Below are 25,401 nucleotides of genomic sequence, written 5' to 3' on the forward strand. Positions count from 1 at the left end.
CCATGCCGCCCATGTCGCCGCCACCGAAGCCGCCCATCTGGCTCATGTCGAATCCGCCCATGCCGCCCATGTCGCCGCCACCGAAGCCGCCCATCTGGCTCATGTCGAATCCGCCCATGCCGCCCATGTCGCCGCCACCGAAGCCGCCCATCTGGCTCATGTCGAATCCGCCCATGCCGCCCATGCCGCCGCCGCCGAAGCCGCCCATCTGGCTCATGTCGAATCCACCCATGCCGCCCATGCCGCCGCCGCCGAAGCCGCCCATGTCGCCGCCGCCGAAGCCGCCCATGTCACCGCTCGGCGTGGTGCCGGCGTCCGGTGTCGTGGAGGGAGTGGTGCCAGCATCTGGCGTAGTGCCGGCATCCGGAGTCGTAGTCGGGGTAGTGCCAGCGTCCGGAGTCGTAGTCGGGGTAGTGCCAGCGTCCGGAGTCGTAGTCGGCGTGGTGCCGGCGTCCGGAGTCGTAGCCGGAGTGGTGCCGGCGTCCGGAGTCGTAGCCGGAGTCGTGTCAGTCGTCGGGGCCGGAGTATCGGTTGCCGGGGCTGCCTGAGAATCTTCTGTAGGAGTTGCTGTATTGTCAGGTGTGGCCGTGTCCGTACCCGTTGCGTCGGAGTTCTGGACCTGCGGTTCGGTTACTGCGTCGGCTGCCGAAGCGACGTCTTCACAAGCGGTGAATGCGAATGCTGCGCTGATGAGGATGGCTAAGCCTAATTTTTTGGATTTCATGTGTGCTCCTTTTTTTTGTTGTGCTTCTTTGAAAATAAACAGAAAAAAGAAACATGTTTCGCAACTTCAATCGGGGCCAGGAATAAATGTTGTTAAATGCTCTACAACAAAAAATCCCGCAAAAACGCGGGATTTCGCTGTTTTAATGAAAAAAAGTTCTTTTTGTTGATTTTTGTTGTCCTTCAGAAGTCGTTTTATAAAAACTTATTTGTAAAATTTTGTCTACAATTCGGCTTTCCATTCGCCGTCTACGCATGTCATGTTCACATCCATTCCCATAAAGGACTGGGTTTTGGTTTCGCCGTTATTGCAAGGGGGCTCCTCCCATTCACCGTCATGGCAGACGAGTTCAACTTCTAGACCAAGGAAGGACTGCTTTGATGTCTTGCCTTCGTTTTCCGCATTGCATTCCTCCATATCTGAAACCCATTGTCCGCCTTCGCATTTCATGCTTATACCCAATAGATTCTGGGTTTCTCCATCTGTGCATTCGTCATCGCCATCGCTTGCAGAATTGTTCGGTTCTGCCGGGTCTTCGGTAGCAGGATCATCTGCTTCAGGATCTTCTGTTGTCGGATTGCTCGGTTTTACGGGATCATCTGATTCAGAATTGTCTTTTGCCGGTGGATTCGTTTCGGGCTCGACATTGTTGTTCTTGGTGTTGCTAGGAGTGTTGTCCTCTTCTTCATCGTCATCGGAATTCGTGACGTTGATGAGCGTTCCGTCCGATTCCTTGCACGATGCTTTCATTACTTTCTTTGAGGTGTTGAACTCGGCTTCGCTTGTCTCCTCTTTATCTCTGGTCACGATGGTCTTGCCGGAGCAGGAAATGAGATCGACGTCGGAATCATCCTCGTAATCTTTGCAACCTCCAGAGGGAATATTGATGTTGAATTGGAGAGTTTGTTCCACTCTGTTGTCCACCAGTTTGAAGGTGGTTGTCGTGGTGACTCCGTTTTCGCTCTGTTCGATAACTAGCGGTTCTTCGGAGATAACTTTACACGATGCCTTGATGGTGCCGTTGTTGCTTGTGCCGTTGCTGCTTGTTCCACTATCGCTGCTACAGGCAATGAGTCCAAAAGCGGCAGAAAGGGTGATAGTCAGACTGAGTTTCCTGAATGACATATGAGGCTCCTTGTGTTGTTGTTAAGGAGAATATATCTAAAAAAGAGGCAGAACGAGATATTCTGTCTCTTTTTTTTTACAAATTGACGCTATTTAAGGAAAAATGCCTGTTTTGGCTTAGATTTCCGGTACGGTTATCACGAACTTGTTCTTGTGCTTGGCTTCGTCCATAATGATTATGGTAATCTCTTCGCCGGCATCGGGAACCTTGGTGCCTTCCAGCACGAGCTCGCGGGGCTCGGAATCGTATTCAACGGCAATCCATTTGTTCTTTGCCTTGGCGGTTATGGCGTTCCCGTTGGCAATGCCGTCGTACTTGTAGACGACCGGAATCTTCAAGACGGGCTGGCTGATACCCTCAATATAGGAGTTGGCCCAGTAGGGGAAGCCCAGCGACATGGGTTCTTCGTTCAAGATGAGCGCCACGTCGCGCAGTTCGTTAGCCGAGGCGCAGCGGTTCTTGCCTTTGGTCTGCTTGTCGAAGATGAACCAGTCGCGGCTGGTTTCGCCGAGCCAGTAGAGCGCAGCCATGTTGTTCTTGTTTTCTACACAGACGTTCCATTTTTTCAACTGGAGGCCCTTGGGGTGGAATTCAAAGAAGTCAAGACTGTCGGTGTGGGTCCGGGTGACAGCCATCGCGATGGGTGTCGAGTCCAGCTTTGCAACCGGAATGCCCGTAATTTTCTGCGTGATTGTGGTCCCGTTGCCGAGGTCCGCCTTCCAGTTGACGTTTGTCTGGTAGGGCGTGCGCCTGAATACGGCAATCTTTTCGTCGACTGCCTTGCCGTCGCCCGTGGAGGAGGCGCTTGCAGTGTATTCGATGTACTTGGCGGTGGGGTAGTCCTGGAGGACTCGGCCGAGAGTCGTGATTTTCTGGGGCATGGCGGAGCACAGGTCGTCGGTGAGGACTTCGTCCTTGTCTCCGGTAACCTTGAAATTGTAGCCGGAACGGCACATGAACAGGTTCAGCATGGTCTTGCCGAGGAACGTGTAGACGGGGGCCGTCTGGTTCTTGACCTGCGTGATGGGCTTGTTGCCGTTGCACTTGGGGTGGAGCGTGAATACGCGCTTCGTGATGTTCCCGGCGAAGTCTTCGACTTCGATGGTGTATTTGGAAAGCGGGGCAATCTTGGCCGGGATGTAGTGCCAGTCGCCAGCCGTGTCGGCTTCTTCGGTCCAAAGGAGTTCGTTGCGGACGTCGGTCATCTTGCTGTAGCGCAGGGTGTCGACGACCTTGCTGTAAATCTTTTCGTCGTAGCGCCAGACTTCCAGGCGGCGGATGGCCATCGGGTTGTCCTTGGGTTCGCGGCTATAGTCGGCGATTTTCAGGGCGAGGTACAGGCCGAATTCGTTCTTGACCGGCGTGACCATGCAGCCCTTTTCGATAGCTTCGGCGCTCGTGACCGCTATGCTGTTGCCTTGCCAGATAGCTCCCGCGAAAATCTGCGGAGCGATGGTGTCGAGGCAGAGGGCACCCAGAACGCAGGGAGAAACCACGCGGTCTTTGTCAAGTCGCACTTCGAGATGCAGATGCGGATTGCCGATACCTGTGCTGCCCGAGAAGGTGAGCGTGTCACCCTTGGCATAAGGTGTATTCGGCGTCAGTTTCACGTCGTTTTTGTGGGTCGCGTACTGTTTTTTGCGGACCTGGATGTCCAGTTTGCCGAAACTGCTCTGGTGCGCGAAAACCCATGTCTTGCCGCTCTTGCCCTGGTAGAGCATGACCTTGCCGTAACCGAACGGGCTTGTGCGGATTTCCTTGACGCGGCCGTCTTCCGGGGCCAGGATGGGCCAGCCCTCTTCCATGTTGGTAGAGTAGTCGATGCCTGCGTGGTAGCGCGTGCCCCTGTTCTCGCCAAAGGAGGATGTCAGGTAAGCGTCCTTTTCAAAGGGGGAGTAGCTTACAGGTGTGTTCCTGGCAATTTCGTTCTTGGGAGCGTTGCTGCCCGTGTCGCCAAAAATCAGGTCTTCTGTGAAGTTGTCTTCCGAAGCGAATACGCCTCCGGCCAAAAGGAGAAGGAATAAGAATTGTCGCATAGTGCGAGAAAAAATATTAAAATCTTACAAGGTTGTCTTGTATAAATTATGGTTTGTACAGAAAGATTTGTATGTATCACACCGAATTGCAATATCGCTGTCAACCGGGGATAAAAAAAGACCCGCTTTTTCAAGCGAGTCTTTTTCAGTGGAGCTAAGGAGAGTCGAACTCCTGACCTCCTGCATGCCATGCAGGCGCTCTACCAACTGAGCTATAACCCCGAAAGGTGAGCCAAATAGAGAAAAATATTTGGCCCTTGTCAAGGGTGAGATTGAAAAATTTGAAAAAATTTTTCAATCTAGGGGTTAGAGGCTAGAGGTTAGGGGCTAGAGTGAATAATCCCTAGATCCTAGCCCCTAGATCCTTCTCCCTCTCCTTACGCCTTTTCGATTGTCACGCTTTCGATAATCACGTCGTCGAAGGGGCGGTCCATGCGGTCGGTCTTGACGCCTGCGATTTCGTCGAGGACTTCGAAGCCTTCGTAGAGCTGGCCGAACACGGAGTAGCCGTCTGCCGGGCCGGGGCCGCACTGGTCGTGGTCCAAGAAGTGTACGTTGTCACCGTGGACAATGAAGAACTGGCTGCCGATGCTGTGAGGCATGGCTGTCTTTGCCCAGCTGAGGGCTCCGCGCATGTGGGTGAGGCATGGGTCGTACTTGTCGCCGATCGTAGTGCCGGGGCCGCCTGCGGCATGGCCACCGGTGCCGTTCCTTCTGGTGAAGTCGCCACCCTGGATCATGAACCCGCTGATAATGCGGTGGAACGGGGCACCATCGTATTTGCCCTGCTTGGCAAGTTCAATGAAGTTGGTCGCACATTCGCCCACGCGGTCTTCGAAGAGGCGGAGCTTCATCGTGCCGTGGTTGGTTTTCATGATGGCGATGGTCTCGCCGGCCTGGGGCTTGTCGAGCTGGTTGAACATGGGAACTCCTATAGCTATGAGGAATGAGGTCGCTACGCTTTGAGGTATGGAGTAGATACCTGTAAGGCGTAACAGGTTTTATTGCCTATATATAAAAAAATGGGGGTGATTTACTCTTTTTTCGGAGTAAAAAGGACCAGAAAAAACTAATTTCTAGGTGATAAACTCAAAACGAGCGGAGCGAGTGACCTCATACCTCGGAGGGAGCGAAGCGACCGCGCTGATACCTATATGAAAGACAACTGCAAACGTATTCAGGAACTGCTTTCGGCGCAGGCCATGGAATTCGCCCTGGACGAAATGGCTGCAAAGATTGCAAAAATGCATCCGTCGGCCGAGAACTTGATTGTGCTGGGCATGGCGAGCCGCGGAATTCCGCTGGCAAAAAAATTGAGCGACAGGCTCTCGCAGAAGTTTGGCAAACCTATCGAACTGGGGAGCCTTGACGCGACTTTCTATCGTGACGACTTCCACTACCGCAAGAGTGTGGGCTCCACCGAGATGCGCTTTATCGAGATGCCCGCATCCGTGGAAGGCAAGACGGTCATCCTCGTGGACGACGTGCTTTACACGGGCCGCTCCGTGCGTGCTGCGATGCAGGCCATCCTCGACCTCGGTCGCCCTGCCGCCATTCGCCTGTGCGTGCTGGTGGACCGTGGCCACCGCGAACTGCCTATCGCGCCCGACTGCGTGGGCCTCACGGTAGAGACCGCGCGCAACCAGGAAGTCCGCGTGATGATAGAACCTATTGACAATGAAAATTCAGTATATCTCGTAGAAGTGGAGGCTTAGCTTGAGCGCCTTGGAGATTAAACACTTGTTCGGGCTGCGCGGAGTATCGAAACACGACATCCGCCTGATTCTCGACAACGCAAAACAATTCCGCGAAATTCTGGAACGCCCCGTGAAGAAGGTCCCGAGCCTGCGCGGCATGACGGTGGTGAACCTGTTCTTCGAGAACAGCACCCGCACCCGCACGAGCTTCGAGCTCGCCGAGAAGCGACTTTCGGCAGACACGGTGAATTTCACGAGCAGCAATTCGAGCGTGAAGAAGGGCGAAACGCTCGTCGATACGCTCCGTAACATCGAGGCAATGAAAATCGACATCGTGGTCGTCCGCCATAAGGGGACCGGCGTGCCGAAGTTCCTTGCCGACAACAGCAACGCGATTATCGTGAATGCAGGCGACGGGGCGCACGAACACCCCACGCAGGCACTCCTCGACATGCTCACCATCGAAGAAAAGCTTGGAACCCTCGAAGGCAAGAACGTGACCATCGTGGGCGACATCCGCCACAGCCGCGTGGCCCGCAGCAACCTCTGGGGCATGACGACGATGGGTGCGCACGTGACGCTCTGCGGACCGAGCACCCTGGTCCCGCGCAACACCGAACTCATGGACAAGGTGACCTGGGAATCCGACGTGAAGAAGGCGGTGAAGGATGCTGACGCCATCATCGCGCTCCGCCTGCAAAAAGAACGCATGGACGATGCGCTCCTCCCGAGCATGCGCGAATACCGCAATACCTTCGGCATCACGCACGAGCTTTTGGAATGCGCAAAAGACAAGGTGCTGATTATGCACCCGGGCCCCATCAACCGCGGCGTGGAACTCGATAGCGAAATCGCCGACGGAGACAATTCGGTTATCCTGAACCAGGTGACCAACGGAGTGGCCGTGCGTATGGCGGTGCTCTATCTTTTGGCTGGAGGTCGTGCGAATGCGTAATGTGATTTTGGATAACGTTCGCCCGTTTGTGGACGGCAAGTTTGAAAACCCGACGAAGATGTGCCTGGTTGACGGTGCATGGGTCGACAGCGCTCCGGAAGGAACTCCTGTGGTCGATGCGAAGGGCGCGCTTGCAATTCCTGCCTTGTTCGGCCTTGGCCTCGATTTCAAGGAACCGCTCCGCGATGATATCTATACCTTCAAGGACGGTGTGGATGCAATGCGCCGTGGCGGCTTTTACGGTGGACTTTACGAGAGCTGCGCCAATGCGATTGACGATTCTTTGAAGCTGTCGGCAATCCAGCAGATCAGTGCGAAGTACGGGCTCTCGATTGCTTTCCTCGGCGCCTTCAGCAATGGCTACCAGTGCAAGGACCTTTCCGAAATGGTCGAACTTGCGCAGGGCGGTGCCGCCGGTTTTGGCGACGGCAACCAAGATTGTTCGCGCACGCGTTTCTTGCGCCTCGCGATGGAGTACGGCTCCATGACGGGCAAGCGCTTCTTCTTTATGCCGCTCGACGATTCCCTGCGCCATCACGGGCTTGTGCACGAGGGCTGCTATGCCGATACTCTTGGCATGAAGGCGATCCCGCGTGTGGCCGAAACGATCGCTGCATTCAAGATTCTCGAGATGGCCCGGTTCCTCAAGGTGCCGGTGCATTTCAAACAAGTTAGCTGCGGCGAGACGCTTAGACTGATAGAAGATGCCCGCAAGATTGGCGTCGATGTCACTTGCGATGTCGACATCTATCATTTGCTTATTGATGACAGCTGCCTGTTCAACCTGGACAGCAATTACAACGTGCCCATGCCGTTCCGCTCCGCCGAAGACCGCGAGGCTTTGTGGAAGGGGCTCGAGTCCGGTGTGGTGAACGCCATCAGCGTGAATCACGACCCTGTGCTCAGGCAGGACAAAGAAGTGAATTTCGAGGATGCGGTGCCGGGAGCGATTTCCCTGGAAGTCGCGCTCCCCGCGCTCTGGAAATCGCTCTGCGGGCGGCTGTCCGCCGCACGCGCGGTGGAACTGCTTTCCACCGTCCCGGCACAGCTGGCGGGCGTGGCTCCGGCAGAAATCCGCAAGGGTGCCGCCACCAACTTGGTTCTGCTGGACCCGGATAAGCCGATGCAGGTGTCCCACACTCTGTTTGCCGGTCAGGTGCGCAACTGCCCGCTTTTGGGCCAGGAACTTCCGAGCAAAATTCTCGGGTCGTATCTGGGCGGTCTTTGGACTGAGGTCTAGCAATGATTCATCCTGCGTACTTGCTCTGGATTGGCGGCATCATCACGATGCTCCTCGCGATTCTTGTACTCGTGGAAACCCAGCGCATCAATTTCCGTAGGCAGAACGAGACGATGTTCGGGACCGAAGATTTCGACCTGAAGATCCGCGAGTTCCAGTTCACGCCGAAAGAGGTACGCACTCTTGAAAAACTTGTCCGTACATCGCACTTTGAGAACAAGGACGCAGTCCTCAATTCTGCCGATTTGTTCGAACATGCGGTGGAAGACTTCTACGATTTCCGTAATGTCTTTGACATTCGCGACGAGACATTGGCGGCGGTCGCTTCGCTCAGGGAGAAGATGGACTATACCGGCCAGAACCCACTGGCAAACATCAGTTCGTCGAGGCAGTTCAATGTCGGTAACCGTGTAGACCTTGTACTGGAAAACGGCCGCACGGTGAAACGCTCGTCTATCCAGTGGCGCACAGAAAAGGAATGGGCTCTGGCCTACGACGGGAGTTGCGGCCCCGGTTCGCAGCTTATCGGGCAGACCGTCTCTATCCGGTGGACCCGTCTAGGGGATGCAGTCTATTCCATGAGACTCCCCGTCCGCTCGTTCAAGGACGGAAACCTGATATTCTTGCATACGATGGAACTGGGCAAGCAGCAGTTGCGTCGCTGGGTCCGTGAAGAGGTGCGGTTCCCTGTAGAGGCGACCTTGCACGATGGTTCGGTCTGTCACGGGGTCCTCTACGACTTGTCCGCTGGCGGTATCTTGCTCGGAATTCCCGTGGAGATTCCCAACGGGGAACATATCCGCATCCGTTTCGAGCTCCCGAGTTTCGGTATGGAGGATGTCGAAATTGAGATTTTGCGCAATTTGGGGCAGAAAAACCCCGAATACCCCGACTATTATTCTCTAACGGCGTCCTTCGCAGGGGCCTTTGGTTGGACGCAGGAAAGGGTCTTGCAGTATATCTTTGAGGTCCATAAGGCTCGAAAAGAAACCGAAATGGCCGAGAAAAATGCCTAAGTAGTTAATTTTCAATGAGTTAGATTGATTTTTCACTTGACATTTGGCCCATATAAAGGTAGAATTTAGTTAGTATTGTTTGCGATCGGAGTTTATTTTGGCTTTAGGATTGATTTCACGAATCCGCGGCGAACGCGAAACAGTTGGCATTGATGTTGGTCACTACAGCATCAAGTATGTCAGGGTATTCCACAATCACCGCGGTGGAAAGATTGTCACGGATGCGGATTTGGAACGCGTCCCGGACGGTGCCATCATCAATGGCGAAATTCAGCGCCGTGAAAGTGATGGTGAAGGCAAGGACGGTTACGAACAGCTCAGTGAGGCGATTTCCAAGCTCCTGCTCCGTCATCCGATCGATTCCACATCGGATGTGGTTGTTTCTGTGAACTGCGGAGCCGGTGCGGGCGGTGTCCTTGTGGACCGACTTGCAGTGAAGGTCCCCCGTGGTGGTAACGAAGCCGCTATAATTCTCCAGACCTGCCAGAGCCGTCCGCCCTTCGATGACCAGGACAACGTTCTGGACTACGAGGTCGTGTCCCGCGAAGGGGACGAAGTCAGGGTCAACGTGGTTGCCGCGAAAAACGCGCTCCTCGATTCGTGGGCCCAGTTCTTCAAGATGAAGTCTCTTAATTTGTCTGCAATAGACGTGGACATTTTCGGTATTGTGAATGCCTATATGGCAACGGTCGGCGATGCGGACGCTAACGCGACGACAGCCATATTCAACATAGGCGAAAAGAAGATGAGCGTCGCCTTCCTCCAGCATGGTCAGTTCCATTCCATGCGTGCGATGACCGGCGGCTCGCTCGATATGGTGGAATCCAAGCTCTGCATGCATTTGGGCATCGACTTGGACAAGTGCCACGAAATTTTTGAAAAGGGGGACCTCTCCATTGTCGACGGGTTCTCCGAGGCCGATGTGGAATCAGCCCTGCAGCTTGCCTTCGAAGACTTGATGGCGCAGGTGGAGTTCGGTATCCGTTACTTCTCCACTGCCGAAGATTCCGAGCCCCTGACCAAGATTCTCTTGGGCGGCGGTGGCGCCTGCATCCCCGGACTCAAGGCATACATCGCCGAGCGTACCGGCATCGAGACCGATACGGTCAATCCGTTCCGTTATGTGGAATGTGACTCCAAGGTCTTTGGCGAAAGCGGGCTGTCCCTTGCCTTGTCCAACATTTACGCCCCTGCTTTGGGCTTAGCGATGAGGAAGTTCTAATGGCGGCGAAAAAGGATTTTGCGAAAAAATCGCTCTGCATCTCGATAAATCTGTTGCCTCCTGAGTATCGCGAGACTCACAAGGATTTGTCGTGGATTACGGACCGTCGTATTATTTGGCCTACGATCGCCTTCATTGCTGCGATTGTCGGTGTGTATTTGCTGAACGCCTATATCACGGATACCATTTCCGGTTTGAACAACGAATTGGATAGGGTCCGTGCCGAGGTCGAACGGGAACGCCCGCTCTTGACCAAGATTAGCGATTTGGAACAGAAGCGTAGCGTCATCAATACAAAGATTAACGCACTCAAGTCTATCCAGGTCAGCAAGAAACGTTGGGTGATTTTGTTTGAAAACGTCTCGTCGGTCTTGCCGCCGAACATGTGGCTTACCAGCATTTCCCAGCTCGGCGAAAACGAACTGGAAATGAAGGGCGCAACCTTCGATTTCTCCGAAGTCGCCGAATATATGGTCAAGCTTGAAAAGCAAGTCAGCGTCGACAAGGTTTCCCTGGTGACTATCACGACCACGAAGGTGGATGGTGAAGAAGCCTACAACTTTACAATAAAGGTCGTCCTTAAACAGGATCTCGGCCTTGCGGAGGGTTGATCATGGGTAATATCGATTGGAAAGACAAAAAGAACATATATGCGATTGTCGTAGTCTTGTTGATATTGGCTGGCGCCTATTACGTATATACTTATATGTGGGACCCGTTTGTGCAAGAACGCGAGAAGGTTGAACGCGACCTTTCGTCGGCCCAGGCGGAACTCGACAAGATTAATGCCCAAAAACTCCGCCTTGCCGAACTGGAAGTCCAGCTGGTGCAGGCCGAGAAGGATTTCGAAAAGCTGAAGGAAATGTTCCCGGAAGAGGAAAAGGTGCCGCTGCGCTTGCAAGACCTCTACGCCGTGCTCCGCGCTTCCGGCGTGCAAATCCAGAAGTTCAATCCCGAAGGACGTTCCGAAAGGGAACACTACATCGAGAACCGCTATTCCATCGCCGTCAATTCCGGTTACCACATGCTGGGTTACCTGTTTGCGGAAATCGCCAACTTCAACTATCCTACGGCCATCACCAACTTGAGGTTGAACCGTTATTCGGGAATCGCGCAGGAAATGCTGAAGGCGGAAACTCACGGATGGACCCCCATCACCATGTCGGTGACCTTTAACTTGACCACCTACACTTCAAAGCAGGTTGGCAAATGATGAAAAGCAAGATCCTCATGATGGTTTTGGGCGCAGCGATTGCCTGTAGTGCTGCGACGATTAAGGATGTGAAGCTCGCCTGCAGTGCCGGTGGCTGTGCATTGAAGTTCCAGTTCACGAGTGCCGACGACCTTCCTTCGTTCTTCCAGAAGTATAACGCTGCCGCCAAGACGCTTACCTTGGGCTTCTCTGAATCCAAGTTCGCGATGGGCGAGGGCGACTACGATGTGGACGCTGCTTCGCAGTATGTGCGGTCTATGCGCGTGTTCCGCGAGAATTTCCGCGGTATGGATTTCCTCAAGGTCGAACTGGCTGTGGGCCCGGCTATTTCGGGTGACAAGAACGAAATCGCTCTCGACAAATCTGACTTTATCTTGAAGGTTTCTGGCGAAAAGGAAAAAGGCTGGATTCTTTCCAAGCTTTACGCAAGCAAGAAGAAGGAAGCCGAAAAGGTTGCCGCCGAAGAAAAGAAAGCGGCTGCTCTAGCGGCTGCCGAAGAGAAGAAGGCTGCCGAAAAGCAGGCTCTGCTCGATAAGAAGGCCGCTGCGAAGGCTGCCGCCGAAGAAAAGAAGGCTGCCGAAAGGGCCCTCATCGAAGAAAAGAAACGTTTGGCCGAAGAGAAGAAGGCTGCCCAGAAGCAGGCCCTGCTCGACAAGAAGGCCGCCGCCGAAGAAGAAAAGCGGATTGCCGAAGAACAGAAGAAACTGGACAAGGCCATCAAGGAAGGTGGAGCCGTTTCTGCATTGCTCCCCGGTATCAAGGAAATGACGGTTTTGATTGGCTCCGGCATGGAACAGTTCCGCCTGGTTGCCGAATCTCCGATTGGGATTAGCCGCGTTGCTGGCCCGGGCAAGACGGGTATTATTACTGTCGCGCTCGAAGGACCGCAGAAATCCCCCGTGTTCAAGATTGGTTCCAGCTCGCTCGTGAAGTCGGTGGGCTGGGGTGCCAACGGCCTCCAGATCCAGCTGCAGTCCGGTGCAAATCCGGTAATGCTGGTGCAGGAAGGAGCCCTGATTTTGCAGGCTTCCGAGTCTTCTTTGAAGAAGGACGGATTCGTGTTCTGGACTGCCCGCCCGGATGGAATCTATACGCGTAACTGGGTGAAGTCTTCCGAAGAGGGCCGCTCCTTCGATAAATTTGTGAAAGGTTACGAGCCGGGCAGCAACAAGATTGTCTCTGCCGCCCAGACGTTCCACCTGCGCCCGGTTGTCCGCGAACTCATCGTGGTTGCCGACGAAACGGAATTCTACACGGCTCCTAACGAGAATGCTCAGGTCGTGAAGCGCCTCGTGTTTGGCGACCGCCTCGTGAGCCTTGACTTGGTTGGCCTCTATCGCAAGGTGCAGTTCGATAACCGCGTGGGTTACGTGAACCGCCGTGCCGTGAGCTTCTTCGACGAACTTTCCTCTGTGCAGATCGAACTCTTGAAGCAGGTCGACAAGGAAAGGGGTGAAAACTTGCAAGAAGGTGTTGCCCAGAGCGGTAGCATGCTCGAGTCTCTTTACGAAGATCGTATTATCTATAGCTCCTTCGGCCGCCGCGACCCGTTTGTCGAAATCAAGGGCCTGGTGGAAGAAGGTATCAATATCGACCAGGTTGAACTGGTGGGTATCATTTGGGAATCCGAAGTGCCGATGGCTATTCTTGTCGAATCCAAGAATCCTTCTGTGTCGTACACCATCAAGGAAGGCGACAAGATTCTCAATGGCAAAGTTCTTAAAATTACACAAACAGATGTGCTCTTCCTCATTCAAGAATTTGGTGTGAGCCGTCGCTACTCTATGGGTCTTCCCGATAAATTTGGGGGTCAAAAGTGAAAAAACTGACGAAAATACTGACGGTTCTTCTTCTGGCGGCAGGTATGTGCATGACTGCTTGGGCTGCCCCTGCCGAGGGGTCGATGGCTCCCAACAAGAAACTGTATGATTTCAACTTTGTCGATATGGACTACGAGGCCGTGTTCCGCTCCGTATCCGTGATTGCCGGTGTGGACATCTTGATTGCTCCCGATGTGAAGGGCAAGATGAGCCTCAAGGTGACAAAGAAGACTTGGCAGGAAACTCTCGACATTATCTGCGAACTGAACGATTTGACTTGGCTCATTCAGGACAAGTACATCACGATCCAGAGACTTGCGACTTACCAGGCGAAGCAGAAAAAGATTGCTGAAGAAGAAAGCCAGGCCGAGCAGAACGCTCCGCTTGTCCGTAAGAACTTCCAGGTGAACCATGCCGAAGCGAACGAATTGGTCAAGGTGCTCGAAAGCATGAAGTCTGGCCGTGGCCGCATTACTGTGGTCGAACGTACCAACTCCATCATCGTGTACGATACCGAAGCCCGCATCGAGCAGATGACCCATGCGCTTAACGAGCTTGATGTCGAAACCCTGCAGATCATGATTACCGCGAAGCTCGTTGTCGTAAACAGCGAACTGGCTCGTGAACTCGGTGTCGACTGGACGGCAACGATGGGCTCTACGGCTCTGACTCCGGGTGTCGCCGGTACGCCGACAGGTTCCGATATCGGTTCTTCCAGGACGAGTGCTGCAATCCAGTCCTTCCCGAACAAGGGCGTGACTCCGGCTGTTGCCAATGCTTCTACTGCCATTACGACGAGCGTTCTGGATAACCATCTCCAGCTGGCCATTACCAACTTGATGGGCGACGCTTCGACCGAAGTGCTTGCCAGCCCGCAGGTTTCTACCCTCGACAACACCGAAGCCTTGGTGTTCATGGGTGACAAGGTTTCTATCCGCGTGATTGACGATAGCGGCGAATCTTCGACGCAGCTCGTTGAAACCGGTATCAAGCTGACGGTGACCCCGCACGTTTCCGGTGACAACCGCATCCTCCTTGACCTCCATCCGGAAAATAACTCTTATGACTACGACTCCAAGGGCGAAATCGTCATTAGTACGCAGGAAGCCAAGACGAAGGTTGTGGTGGCCGACGGTGAGACGGTCGTGATTGGCGGCTTGACCCGTAACGAAGCTCAGGAATCCGAAAGCGGCATTCCGTTCCTCAAGGATATTCCTATCCTCGGCAACCTCTTCAAGTACACCAAGAAGTCTGTTGCCAAGAAGGACCTCGTGATTTTCGTGACGCCGAGAATCATCCGCAACTACATCGGCAACATCGATCTCTCGGAACCGACTCAGGAAATTTCTGGCCAGAAAACTTCGAACAATACCTCTAAACCGGAACCGGTGCCTGCTGGCGCCGTAGACCCGGCACCCGCTCCGGCCGCAGAACCTGCTGCCGAAGCTCCGGAAGCCGCTCCTGTCGAGAAGGCTGCCGAACCGGAAATGGCCGAAGAAACTGTCGAAGAGACTGTGGAAGAAGCTCCGGCCGCTCCGGAAGCCCCCGCTCCCGAAGCCACTGAAGGCGACTGGAACTAAGCGACAAGTGATAAAATTTAGAAGAGCCCTGCGGGGCTCTTTTTTTGTAGACCATTACGAGAAGGATTAACTGTAACAGGACTTTTATATGCCAGAACAGAATTTAACGCGTGAATCTTTGGTGGAGTTCTTCGGGGAAGAAGAATTCCAGAAGTTGTGCAATCACGAGGCGGGGCATGCCTTGGTGGCATTCCTGTTCAAGCGCCCGCTGGATTACGTGAAAATGGACCGCTCCAAGGAACGCCCGGGCATTACGCATATCGCGGGCAGCGAACTCGAAGGCGATGCACATATCGCTATGGCGGGCCATCTGGCGGAATTCCTGATTCGTCATGGCTTCAAGTGTGACCTTGATACCGTCATGAAGGACCTGCCGATGGAACTTTACAAGAGCGATGCGGACTACCAGCGTTTTCAGGCAGCGTGTTACTACTTCCAGTTGGCAGAGACGAACGTGGTTGAGCAGGACTACAATATCCTGATGGCATGCCAGAGGCAACTTTGCGAAATTGCGAAAGCGCTAAATGAGCGGGTGTATTTGTCCCGCGATGAAATTGAGAAAATCGTGAAGGGGGCGTGATGAGGCTCGAGGCTCGGGGCACGAGGTTCGAGCGATGAGCAGTGAGGCTGGTGAATAAGAATCACGCACTTCGTGCGTTAATAACAGACGGCGAAGCCGTGATATTTTTCCCTAGATCCTAGCCTCTAGATTCTCTGATGGAGATTGCTTCAGGGCTTCGCCCCTCGCAATGACAATCCCTAACCACCAACCACTAACCACCAACCACTAACCACAATCTACCTCACACCTCATAGCTCTCCACTATCTCACCACTAATGCCGCGAGTGCGAGTTCCTGGCTTGTGCGGGTGCTGCACTTGCCGCTCTTGATTTCGTAGTCGAGGTCGGCGAGCCGGCGCAGAACGCGGCAGAGGAGCGGTTTGCCCCAACGGCGCGCATTTTCGGGCGCCTTGCCTTTGACGTTAAAGATGAAGTCGTTCTTGCCGAGCTTAGCTGCGATGTCTTTGGGGCCCATGCCCTTGGCGAGCAGCGATGCGGTGTTGAGCAGGTCCAGCGTGTAGCTGTAGAGCGATGCGACAATCTGGACGGCGTTTACGCCGTTGTTGAGCATCTCGTTGAGCTTACGCGTGTATTCCTTGGCATTCCGTTGCCCGAAGGATTCCTGGATTTCGTAGGCGATGAGTTCACGCTGCGGGACGACCATGGTCTTCACGAGGTCGAGCGTGATTTTCGGTGCGTCCGGGGCGAAGAGCAGGATCTTTTCCACTTCTTCGCATACGAGCTTTGTGTCGGTCCCGAGTGCTTCGGCAAGGTAGTTGCTTGCTGCCGGGTCGATAGGCTTTTTGAAGTGGCCGGGAATCACCGAAGATATCCATTCGGCCATTTTATACTGCTTGGGAACATCGAATTTCTCGATTTCAGCAGCCTTCTTGAGCGCCTTGTACAGTTCCGTTGTAGCGGCCAGTTTTTCGAAGTCGAACAGCAACTTGCAATCCGGCGAGGTCGAGAGCCACTTTGCGAGGCTCTTGCAGTCGTCGGCTTTGAGGGCCTCGGCCTTGCGCACGACGATGGCCTGCTCCGGGGCGAACATGGATACCGAGCCGCACGATTCGATGACGATGTCGGCTACGGAGGCAATGTTTGTATCCGTGGCGTACAGGATCTGCTTGGCCAGGGGGTCGCTTTTTCGGTCACCCAAGGAATCGGACAGGAACTTCTCTATCCGCTGGTCCTTGAGAAACTGGTCGTCTCCGATGAGCGCTACAATCATGGAATTGTATTACTTGAAGTCGATGATTTCGAACTTGTTGACACCCTTCGGGGTCGTGACTTCGACGGTATCGCCGCGCTTCTTGCCCATGAGGGCTGCCCCGATGGGGCTCTTGAAACTGATTTTGCCGTTCAGGGCGTCGACGCTTTCGGGGGAAACGAGCTGGTAGACGACGTCACGCTTGGTCTTGATGTTCTTGACGGTGACGGTCGCTCCGAACTTGATGGTGTCGGAGGTGGCGTCAAAGGCGACGACTTCGGCGCGGGCGAGCTGGTCTTGCAACTTGGGCAGTTCCACGTTATCGATGGCGGCGAGACGTTCCTTGGCCGCATGGTATTCTGCGTTTTCGCTTAAATCGCCTTGTGCACGGGCGTCAATGAGTTCTTGGAGGACGCGGGGGCGTTCTACATTTTTTAAATTATTGAGGTCCTTGACGAGCTGGTCATAGGCTTCTTGTGTAAACGGGATCTTCTTTTCCATGCTCTACAAGGTAAAAATTTATCGGGCTTTTGTTTTGCCCCCAATGATGAAGATGGCTTCTTTTTAGGAGATGGTATGTACAATATCTTGGAAAAAGGCGGTGTCTGTTCCCCGAAGGGATTCACCGCGGCTGGAATCTGCGCTGGCATCAAGGCTAGCGGAAACGCCGACATGGCGCTCCTCAGGAGCGAGAAGGCCGCACGCTGCTTTGCGGTCTTTACGACGAACAAGGTGAAGGCGGCTCCGGTCCTGTACGACAAGGCTGCGCTTGAACATGCCCACTTTGCGACGGCCGTTGTCGTGAACAGCGGTAACGCGAACGCTTGTACGGGCGAACAGGGTTACAAGGATGCCGAACGCATGGCGACCCTCACCGAAGAAGCCTTGAATCTCGCCCCGAAGAGCGTGCTTGTTTGCAGCACCGGCGTGATTGGCCACCTGATGCCGATGGACAAGATTGAAGCGGGCATTCCGAAACTCGTGGAAAAGCTCCACGCTGACGCTTCCGAAGAATTCGGCCGCGCCATCCTCACGACGGACTTGGCTCTTAAGAGCCATGCCGTGGAAATCCACACCGAGAAGGGCGTGGTGACGATTGGCGGCGCCTGCAAGGGTTCGGGCATGATCCACCCGAACATGGCGACGATGCTCGCCTTCATTACGACTGACATTTCTCTCCCCATCGACTTTTTCGCGGAGTTCCGTGCCGACATCGCCGACTCCTTTAACGCGATTACCGTCGACGGCGACACCAGCACCAACGACACCTGCATCCTGCTTGCGAACGGCATGAGCGGACTCCGCTACGAAGACCTGAGCCTCTCCGAACAGGGCGAATTCCGTGCGGCACTCATGCTCATCATGCAGAGCCTCGCGAAGGATATCGTGCGCGACGGTGAAGGTGCTACCAAGCTCATCGAACTGCGCATCGAGAAGGCCGAAAGCCACGAAGAAGCGCTCCGCATGGCCCGCTTTATCGGTACATCCAACCTTGCGAAGTGCGCCATGTTCGGCGAAGACCCGAACTGGGGCCGTATTCTCAGCAGCGCTGGTTCCAGCGGTTGCAACATGGTGGCCGAACATACCGACCTGTACTTTGGCGATGTCAAGGTGCTCGAAGGTGGCCGTCCCATCCAGCTTGACGAAGCTCAGATGGCTGCCCTGCATGCCGTGGTCCGTCAGCGTGAGTACAAAGTAACGCTGGTGCTCAACATCGGCCAGGCATCCGCAAGCGCATTTACCTGCGACTTGAGCTACGGCTACGTGAAGATCAACGCGGAATATACGACGTAGGGTCTAGAATTTAGGGCCTAGAGGCTAGAGTATAGAATGCAAAAAGCGCTCCGGTTTGCCGGAGCGTTTTTTAGTTATATCCTGTTTACTAACCACTAACCACTGCTTACTAGTCCTTCAGGCAGCGGAGGCTGGCGCCGAATTCGGGATTGAACTTTTCGAACTTGGCGGTGTTCTTGTTCGTGACGAATGTGAGGACTTCGCCTTCGCTTGTCCAGAAGTAAGCCTTCTGTCCGGCTTCTTCGAGCTTGCGTTCCTTGAGCGGTACGTCGCTCTTGGCGAAGTGTGCGCCGCCGGCCTTGGCGCCGAATCCGAATTCATCCTTGCCGTTGCCGCGTTCGGCGGTTCCCTTGATGGGGTCCCAGCCGTAGCCGGCTTTCAACTTCATGCCGGGTTCCTTGCCCGCGAAGTCAAGCAAAACTTGCCATTCGTCCTTGCTCGGCATGTGGAATCCGTCGGGGCATGCCTTCTGGGCATTTTCGAAGTCGTAGAGACGGCCCCAGTGGTTGCACTGGTAACAGAGCGATCCGCTTGCCGTCGCGTAGTTGATATTTTCGGCAGTCCAGAGCTGCGTGCCGATGCGCACCCATTCGTAGGCGTAGCCGTCGCGCGGGTCCTTGTAGCTGCCGCTGGTGGCGGGTTCGCCGTTCTCGTCTAGGTACTTGCCGAATTCTATCTGCTTGTTCTGCTTGTAGAGGGCGCTGGAGGCGAGCTTGCCGTTTTTGTGGTAGCGGTTGACGGTGCCTTCGATGTAACCGTTCTCGTAGGGGAATTCTGCTTGCAGCGTGCCGTCTTCGTAGTATTCCTTCGTCAATCCCTGGCGACGGTCTGCTTCGTAGTTCGTTTCGCGCTTGAGGATGCCACTTTCGTAGTATTCCTTTTCGACTCCCTGCTTTTTGTCTTTAACATACGTGGTCTCGAAGCGGACGGCCCCGCTCGGGAACTTTTCGACGCGGACTTCTTCGCAACCGGTCAGCACGAGGGCTGCAGTGATTGCCAAGAGAGGGTAAACGAACTTGTTTTTCATAAGCAACTCCTTTGGGCCGAGGCTATTTTATAGGTGGCCTTATATGAAATCTAGTTTAAAAATTCGTTTTCGTCGTAAATTTGTCTGTTTTGTACAAATTTTAATCGCTTGTTCTTGGGCTGGCCGTCAGATTTCGATTCTGCCGGATGCCGCGAGCAACCCGATAATGTAGAGCATCCCGTCGTAGTACCGCCAGAAGCGGATGGGCACGGCCAGATTCGCAAGGTCGGCCACGAAGGGCTCGACAAGCGGGCTCCCGACAGGCAATACTTGTGCGCTCGCCGCATTCATGGCGATGAGGCCCGGAGTCGCATTGCGACCTTGGCGCGGGTACGGGGAACCGTCGACGGCGTAGTCCGAGAGGTAGGGCCTGCGGTCGTTGAAGTAATGCAGTTGGCGGGTGCAGATTTCGCGTTCGGCCTCGTCCGTGTGGAACAGGGCGTAATCGAGGCTCAGGTTGAGCGCTACGCGCCATGCGTCGCCGCTAAAGTTGTCGCTCTCGGGGAACCAGGGCATGGCCTTGGGCGTGCCGTCGTATTCGGAGTAGTCCGGGAAGAGCGCCGTAATGGGGTGGGCCGCCTTTTTCAGGTATTCGAGGCTGCATGCTGCGACATCGAGCCAGGTGTTGTCACCGGTCGCTTCTGCGAAGGCGCGGTAGAAGGCAAGCGTATGGTAGCTCGGGTCGGTGAAGTCGTTGCCGAGGACCGGGGAGAACTTGACCAGTTTCCGTTCGGGGTCGATCATCGGGCCCACGAGTTCGTTGACCGGCTTGTACTTGATGTCGTTGATGAGCTTGAGGGCGTCGTCGAAATAGTCGGGGCGGTTGAACCGCTTAGCCGCGATGAGGAGCGCCATGGCGAAGTATTCTTCGCCGTCCGGTGCGGCACCCGGGTCCATCATGGTAAATTCGGTGGTGGAAACTTGCCAGGAGAAGTAGCCCTTGTGCGGGCCGTCGGAGTTGTACAGGTACTTGCGAGAGAAGTTCCAAAGTTTCTGGAACATTTCGGGGTGGTCGGTCAAAGCCGTTATGAACATCCCGTAGCTCATGCCCTCGGACCGGATATCGTCGTGACCAATGTCGATAATGTACGACATGTCGTCGGAGGCGTCGAAACAGACTCGCTCGTCGACGGGGTCGCCTTCAAAAAGTTGACGATAAGCATTGTGAATGAGCTGGTCACCAAAATTTGGACCATAGCCCGATTCAATAAAAAGGTCGCGGGGCTTAAAACGTTGTTGCATAGTGTGAATATATATATTCAATGGGTGCGGGGACGCGTGTAAGGTAAAAAGACGTTTAATAATACCCCGTGTAATAAAAAAATATACAAAGAACGGGTAAAAAAGGGGATAAATGCAAAAGGCCGGCGATGGTGCCGGCCTTTCGAGTGGAGATAGTGGGAGTCGAACCCATGACCTACAGATTGCGAACCTGTCGCTCTACCAACTGAGCTATATCCCCATTGGGTGAGGCAAATATACGAAATTCGCCTCGTTCCGTCAAGCGGAAAAGCTTTTCGTGCAAATGGAATTTTTTTTATCTTTGTTGTTCAACCGAAAAAAGGGCATGCACTTATTTGCCGTAAATGGATGATTCAAAAGATGATGCTGAAGAAAATACAATCCTACATTCCTCTGAGCGAGCTTGAACGAGATTCCCGGCCAAGCGAGATGGTTGTGTGTTTTGATGGCGATAATGTCCGCACTTGGGCGGATTTTACCGATGACGTTTCCAAGGTACGGCGTTACCTGGAAGATCGGGAAAACGTTCCATGGATTATCCATTGCGAGGATTCGTATTACTTTATGGTCGGCCTTTTGGCTATGCTCCAGGGCGGTCGTAAAGCGCTGGTGACGGCGAACAGGCAAGAGGCTTTTATCAAGGAAATCCAGAAGCCCAGTTACGGCTTTTTGACCGACGAGCCTTTCGCGGGAGCCGCCTTGATTCAGGATGTGCTGCGCGATACGGAATCGGATGGGCGCTGGAACACGTTCGACAAGAATAATGCCCCCATGGTGATGTACACCTCGGGAACTACGGGCGAGCCGAAGATGGTCTCCAAGAAGTTCTGCCAGTTCGAGAACGAGTTATTTGAACTGGTGAAGGTGTTCGGCGATGGTTGGGTGGACCGCAAGGTCTACAGCACGGTGAACCATCACCATATTTACGGCCTGCTTTTCACGGTCTTGCTCCCGACGGCTACGGGGTTGCCTTACCGCAGGCGCCGTATCGATTACCCAGGTGAACTTGTCAGTATTGCGGGAGAGGCCGCGGTGATTGCGTCCAGCCCGGCGTACCTGAAACGCCTTGCTGCCGATGCCGAGCAGCCCATTCCCTTCAAGACGACGCCTATCATTTACTCATCCGGTGGCCCGCTCCCCGAAGAGGTGGCCCGCAAGTGCGAAGGCCTCACGGGTTATTGGACCACGGAAATTTACGGCAGCACTGAGACAGGGGGAATTGCGTACCGTCAATCCAAGAACGGCCCGATTTGGACGCCTTTCGAGGTCTGCAAGATGAGTATTGGTGAGAACGACTGCTTGAACGTGAAGTCCAGCTACATCTTGGAACCCGAAGGATTCACCACGGGCGACTTGGTGGATATTTATGATGATGGCCGTTTTTTGCTGAAGGGCCGCGCCGACTCTATTGTGAAAATTGAGGAGAAGCGAATTTCGCTCCCGGAGGTGGAAAACCGTTTGAAGCAGACGGGCTTGGTGCAGGATGTGCGCGTGGTGCCTATGGTGGGCAAGCGCCAGTACCTTGCCGCTGCCATTGTGCTGAATGCCGAGGGCCGGAACAAATTTGCGAACCAACCTAAACTGGAAATCAACAACTTTTTCAAGGCGCATCTATCGCAGTATTTGGAAAATACGGTGACTCCCAAGAAATGGCGTTACTTGGAAGAACTGCCGCAGGACACTCAAGGGAAAATCAAGATGCGCGACATCCAGGCGCTATTCAACCTTCCCGAATCCAAGAATTTCAAGATTTTAAAGATGCATCGCGAACCGGGTGCGCTTTCGTTGAAACTGGTTTTCCCTGCCGACAGTGATTTTTACGACGGGCATTTCCCGACATTCAAGTTGCTCCCTGCCGTGGCCCAGGTGGATATGGTGGCCGTTTTTGCTCACGCCTTGTTGGGAGCGCCTTGGGGAATCCAGAAAATCCAGCGGACCAAGTTCTGCTACCCTGTGTTGCCCGATACGGTCGCCAATCTGGAAATGAGTTATAATGCGGAATTGGGCAAGGTGCAGTTCAGCTACACCAACGAAAGCGGGCGCGTTTTATCGACGGGTTCGCTTTTAATGCAGATGAATGCGTGAGAATGTAAAAAATAACATTGCAAGCGGCTTCTAAGTTTATTGTATAATTTCTAAATTTGCGGCGCAGAAAATACAAAGGAGTATAAAATGAAAACTGTCGTCGTCGGACCTGAAAAATTGACCATTGAGCAAGTGGTTGCCGTTGCCAAGCGCGAAGCGCTCGTGGAATTGGATTCTAGCTCCCAGTTCCAGGAGAAGATTGATGCGGGCGCAGCTTTTTTGGACGAGGCTCTTGCTGAACATGGTGGAATTTACGGCGTGACGACCGGTTACGGCGATTCTTGCACTCAGGTGGTGCCGCCGGATCATTACTACGATTTGCCCGTGAACCTTACTCGTTTCCATGGCTGCGGCATGGGAAACTATTTTGACGAGGAAACGACCCGCGCTATCATGTTGGTGCGCCTGAATACGCTTGCTCGTGGATTCTCGGGTGTGAGCTATGCGCTTTTGAAAATCATCATGGACTTTTTGCAGAACGACATTCTGCCTCTGATTCCGCAGGAAGGTTCCGTAGGTGCAAGTGGCGACCTGACTCCGCTTTCTTACTTGGCTGGGGCTTTGATTGGTGAACGCGATGTCCTTTATAAGGGAGAACGTCGTGCATCGAAGGACGTGATGGCCGAACTCGGAATTACCCCGCACCGTTTCCGCCCCAAGGAAGCTATTGCTATCATGAACGGCACGGCTGTGATGAACGCCGTCGCTTGCATGGCCTTTAGCCGTGCCGAATATCTGGCCGACTTGAGCTGCCGCATTACGGCGATGAACACGATTGCCATGAAGGGGAATGCCTACCACTTCTACGAACGTTTGTTTGCCGTGAAGCCGCACCCGGGCTTGGTGACTGCCGCAAAGAAAATGCGCGATGCTATGAACTTGGAAGTCGAGAAGAACGTGATTCCCGAAAAGATTCAGGACCCGTACTCCCTGCGTTGCGCTCCGCACGTGGTGGGCGTGTTCTACGATTCCGAGCCGTTGCTCCGCCAGCTGATTGAAATCGAGATGAACAGTGCGAACGACAACCCGATTATCGATCCCGAAACCAGGAACATTTTCCATGGTGGACATTTCTACGGCGGACATATCTGCCTTGCCATGGATACGCTCAAGAACATCGTGGCAAACTTTGCCGACCTTCTGGATCGCCAGCTTGCAACGATTGTGGATATCAAGTTCAACCGTAAGTTGCCGCCTAACCTTTCGGGCAGCCAGGGCGAATTCTCCATCAACCACGGTTTCAAGGCTGTGCAGATTGGTGTTTCTGCTTGGACTGCCGAGGCGCTTCACAATACCATGCCGATGAGCGTGTTCAGTCGCTCCACCGAATGCCACAACCAAGATAAGGTAAGTATGGGCACGATTGCGGCTCGCGATTGTATCCGCGTGATTGAATTGACCGAGCAGGTGGCTGCAGCCGTGTTGCTTGCTGCGTCCCAGGCTCTCCGTATCCGCAAGGAACGCGGTGAACTGACCGAAGATCGCCTTGCCGGTATCAAGCAGACTTACGATCAGGTGTTCGAGAACTTTGCGCCGCTCGCCTGCGACCGCCAGTTGGAGCCGGACCTCCGTAAGACGCTAGAGCTGATTCGCGAAAAGCATTACGCTGTGTAATTGTACATTTGTTCACTATTTTTAAGACGGCTATGCCGTCTTTTTTTATATTTGAAGCATGACCAAGTCCATCGAAATCCGCGACGCGCACGAACACAACCTCCGCCATGTGAACCTTTCCATTCCCCGCGATTCCATCGTGGTGGTGACCGGCGTTTCCGGTTCGGGCAAGTCGAGCCTCGCGTTCGATACGGTGTTCCAGGAAGGCCAGCGCCGTTTTGTGGAGTCGCTCTCGGCGTATGCGCGCCAGTTTATCGGCCGCATGAAGCACCCCGAGGTGGAGAGCGTGCGCGGCATTTCGCCGACAATTTCGATTGACCAGAAGACGGTGAACCGCAACCCGCGTTCCACAGTGGGTACGGTGGTCGAGATTTTGGACCATTACCGTTTGCTTTTTGCTCGTTTGGGTGTGCCGCACTGCCCCGATTGCGGACGCGTAATCCAGGCGCAGACGGTGGACCAGATTGTCGATAACTTGTATGTAAGCGACGAGGGCAAGCAGATTACGGTGATGGCCCCGATTGTGCAGGAGCGCAAGGGTGAATATCGCAAGGAGTTGGCCGAACTCAAGGAAAACGGCTTTGTGCGTGCCCGCGTGGATGGCACGATTTATAGGCTTGAAGACGTACCTGCGCTCGTGCGTTACGAAAAGCACACGATTGAAGCGGTGATTGACCGCTTGTCGCTTGAACGCAAGAACATGAGCCGCCTGCGTGAGGCGTTGGAAGGAGCGTTGAAGCTGACCGACGGGAAGTTGGTGAGCTTCTTGTTGGTTACGGGTGAGGGTAAGGAAGAATACCGCTTGCAGGGTACGTTGCTCGCTTGCCCTAAGTGTGGCATCTCTATTCCGGAACTGGAACCGCGGTTCTTCAGTTTTAACGACCCGAAGGGCCGTTGCCCTGCCTGTAAGGGCATGGGCGAAAGCTACAAGTTTGACCTGGACTTGATTATCCCGGACAAGACGAAGTCCATCAAGGAAGGCTGCATTGCGACCATCAAGAAGGACGACGGCACGCTGATTTTCAGTGACTTCGGCCGCCGCAACTTGCGTAACATCGCGAACGAAATGCATTTTTCGCTGGACACGCCGTGGAACAAACTCAAGAAGGCGCAACAAGATGCCGTCTTGTACGGCACGCCGAGCGAATCGGAACGCGGGATTATCCCGATTATGCAGGAATTGTGGGACATGTGGCATATTTACCACTTCCGCAAGTACATGCAGATTGGCGTTTGCCC

At 54.1% G+C, this 25,401-nt stretch carries 21 protein-coding genes, 2 tRNA genes and 1 pseudogene; 14 read left to right on the top strand and 10 right to left on the bottom strand.

Annotation, left to right across the window (positions count from 1 at the left end; genetic code table 11):
• The 5 genes from Q0Y46_RS13300 to Q0Y46_RS13320 all read right to left on the bottom strand — a co-directional run.
• The coding region (locus Q0Y46_RS13300) for a hypothetical protein (protein WP_297948016.1) at positions 1–724 on the bottom strand (724 nt) is incomplete at its 3' end.
• 222 nt (positions 725–946) lie between these two features.
• Positions 947–1,849 carry a hypothetical protein gene (locus Q0Y46_RS13305; RefSeq protein ID WP_295685450.1) on the bottom strand — a complete coding sequence of 301 codons (903 nt, stop codon included), beginning with the start codon at positions 1,847–1,849 and terminating at the stop codon, positions 947–949.
• Positions 1,850–1,966: 117 nt separating this feature from the next.
• Entirely contained in the window at positions 1,967–3,886 is a 1,920-nt protein-coding gene (locus Q0Y46_RS13310) for a M23 family metallopeptidase (protein ID WP_295685453.1), read from the bottom strand.
• A gap of 149 nt (positions 3,887–4,035) precedes the next feature.
• Positions 4,036–4,108, bottom strand: a tRNA-Ala gene (locus tag Q0Y46_RS13315).
• A gap of 155 nt (positions 4,109–4,263) precedes the next feature.
• The gene (locus Q0Y46_RS13320; protein WP_295685456.1) at positions 4,264–4,809 is read right to left on the bottom strand and encodes a peptidylprolyl isomerase; all 546 of its coding nucleotides are present in this window, start codon (positions 4,807–4,809) and stop codon (positions 4,264–4,266) included.
• Between the two features lie 231 nt (positions 4,810–5,040).
• Between Q0Y46_RS13320 and pyrR the strand changes: the two genes are divergently transcribed.
• From pyrR to Q0Y46_RS13370, 10 genes are all read left to right on the top strand, one after another.
• Positions 5,041–5,601, top strand: coding sequence for a bifunctional pyr operon transcriptional regulator/uracil phosphoribosyltransferase PyrR (gene pyrR, locus Q0Y46_RS13325; RefSeq protein WP_297948019.1), 561 nt, complete (start codon positions 5,041–5,043; stop codon positions 5,599–5,601).
• A 1-nt stretch (position 5,602) separates the two neighbouring features.
• Complete coding sequence (locus Q0Y46_RS13330; protein ID WP_297948022.1) at positions 5,603–6,538, top strand: aspartate carbamoyltransferase catalytic subunit; 936 nt, start codon at positions 5,603–5,605, stop codon at positions 6,536–6,538.
• A complete protein-coding gene (locus Q0Y46_RS13335; protein WP_297948025.1) occupies positions 6,531–7,778 on the top strand; it encodes a dihydroorotase in 1,248 nt (415 codons plus the stop codon). The genes Q0Y46_RS13330 and Q0Y46_RS13335 overlap by 8 nt, the downstream gene beginning before the upstream one ends.
• Before the next feature lie 2 nt (positions 7,779–7,780).
• Positions 7,781–8,794: a PilZ domain-containing protein gene (locus Q0Y46_RS13340; protein ID WP_297948027.1), complete on the top strand. Its 1,014-nt coding sequence runs from the start codon at positions 7,781–7,783 to the stop codon at positions 8,792–8,794.
• A gap of 97 nt (positions 8,795–8,891) precedes the next feature.
• Entirely contained in the window at positions 8,892–10,016 is a 1,125-nt protein-coding gene (gene pilM / locus Q0Y46_RS13345) for a pilus assembly protein PilM (protein WP_295682434.1), read from the top strand.
• Complete coding sequence (locus Q0Y46_RS13350) at positions 10,016–10,627, top strand: PilN domain-containing protein (protein ID WP_295682431.1); 612 nt, start codon at positions 10,016–10,018, stop codon at positions 10,625–10,627. Before pilM ends, Q0Y46_RS13350 begins: the two co-directional genes overlap by 1 nt.
• Positions 10,628–10,629: 2 nt before the next feature.
• A complete protein-coding gene (gene pilO / locus Q0Y46_RS13355; protein WP_295682428.1) occupies positions 10,630–11,229 on the top strand; it encodes a type 4a pilus biogenesis protein PilO in 600 nt (199 codons plus the stop codon).
• Positions 11,226–13,049 (top strand): hypothetical protein, encoded by a 1,824-nt coding sequence (locus Q0Y46_RS13360; RefSeq protein ID WP_295682425.1) that lies wholly within the window; start codon positions 11,226–11,228, stop codon positions 13,047–13,049. Before pilO ends, Q0Y46_RS13360 begins: the two co-directional genes overlap by 4 nt.
• Complete coding sequence (gene pilQ, locus Q0Y46_RS13365; protein WP_295682423.1) at positions 13,046–14,629, top strand: type IV pilus secretin PilQ; 1,584 nt, start codon at positions 13,046–13,048, stop codon at positions 14,627–14,629. The genes Q0Y46_RS13360 and pilQ overlap by 4 nt, the downstream gene beginning before the upstream one ends.
• 88 nt (positions 14,630–14,717) lie before the next feature.
• Complete coding sequence (locus Q0Y46_RS13370) at positions 14,718–15,209, top strand: hypothetical protein (RefSeq protein WP_297948031.1); 492 nt, start codon at positions 14,718–14,720, stop codon at positions 15,207–15,209.
• A 243-nt stretch (positions 15,210–15,452) separates the two neighbouring features.
• On the opposite strand, the gene holA is transcribed toward Q0Y46_RS13370, so the two are convergent.
• Positions 15,453–16,421, bottom strand: a complete 969-nt coding sequence (holA, locus tag Q0Y46_RS13375; RefSeq protein WP_295682415.1) for a DNA polymerase III subunit delta — start codon at positions 16,419–16,421, stop codon at positions 15,453–15,455.
• A gap of 9 nt (positions 16,422–16,430) precedes the next feature.
• A complete protein-coding gene (greA, locus tag Q0Y46_RS13380) occupies positions 16,431–16,901 on the bottom strand; it encodes a transcription elongation factor GreA (protein ID WP_290956519.1) in 471 nt (156 codons plus the stop codon).
• A 75-nt stretch (positions 16,902–16,976) separates the two neighbouring features.
• On the opposite strand from greA, the gene argJ reads away from it, so the two are divergent.
• A complete protein-coding gene (gene argJ, locus Q0Y46_RS13385) occupies positions 16,977–18,194 on the top strand; it encodes a bifunctional glutamate N-acetyltransferase/amino-acid acetyltransferase ArgJ (protein ID WP_290956517.1) in 1,218 nt (405 codons plus the stop codon).
• Between the two features lie 109 nt (positions 18,195–18,303).
• Here the strand turns inward: argJ and Q0Y46_RS13390 are convergent, their stop codons facing one another.
• The 3 genes from Q0Y46_RS13390 to Q0Y46_RS13400 all read right to left on the bottom strand — a co-directional run bounded on the left by Q0Y46_RS13390 (position 18,304) and on the right by Q0Y46_RS13400 (position 20,683).
• Entirely contained in the window at positions 18,304–19,221 is a 918-nt protein-coding gene (locus Q0Y46_RS13390; protein WP_297948033.1) for an FISUMP domain-containing protein, read from the bottom strand.
• Between the two features lie 126 nt (positions 19,222–19,347).
• Positions 19,348–20,463 (bottom strand): glycosyl hydrolase family 8, encoded by a 1,116-nt coding sequence (locus Q0Y46_RS13395; protein WP_295682408.1) that lies wholly within the window; start codon positions 20,461–20,463, stop codon positions 19,348–19,350.
• Positions 20,464–20,610: 147 nt separating this feature from the next.
• Positions 20,611–20,683, bottom strand: a tRNA-Ala gene (locus Q0Y46_RS13400).
• A gap of 140 nt (positions 20,684–20,823) precedes the next feature.
• Between Q0Y46_RS13400 and Q0Y46_RS13405 the strand changes: the two genes are divergently transcribed.
• The 3 genes and pseudogenes from Q0Y46_RS13405 to Q0Y46_RS13415 all read left to right on the top strand — a co-directional run.
• The gene (locus Q0Y46_RS13405) at positions 20,824–22,548 is read left to right on the top strand and encodes an AMP-binding protein (protein WP_297948034.1); all 1,725 of its coding nucleotides are present in this window, start codon (positions 20,824–20,826) and stop codon (positions 22,546–22,548) included.
• An 87-nt stretch (positions 22,549–22,635) separates the two neighbouring features.
• Positions 22,636–24,162 (top strand): aromatic amino acid ammonia-lyase, encoded by a 1,527-nt coding sequence (locus Q0Y46_RS13410; protein WP_295682405.1) that lies wholly within the window; start codon positions 22,636–22,638, stop codon positions 24,160–24,162.
• A 58-nt stretch (positions 24,163–24,220) separates the two neighbouring features.
• A pseudogene (locus Q0Y46_RS13415) lies at positions 24,221–25,401 on the top strand (excinuclease ABC subunit UvrA); the annotation flags it as partial.

The sequence above is a fragment of the uncultured Fibrobacter sp. genome, assembly GCF_947305105.1.
Taxonomy (GTDB): domain Bacteria; phylum Fibrobacterota; class Fibrobacteria; order Fibrobacterales; family Fibrobacteraceae; genus Fibrobacter.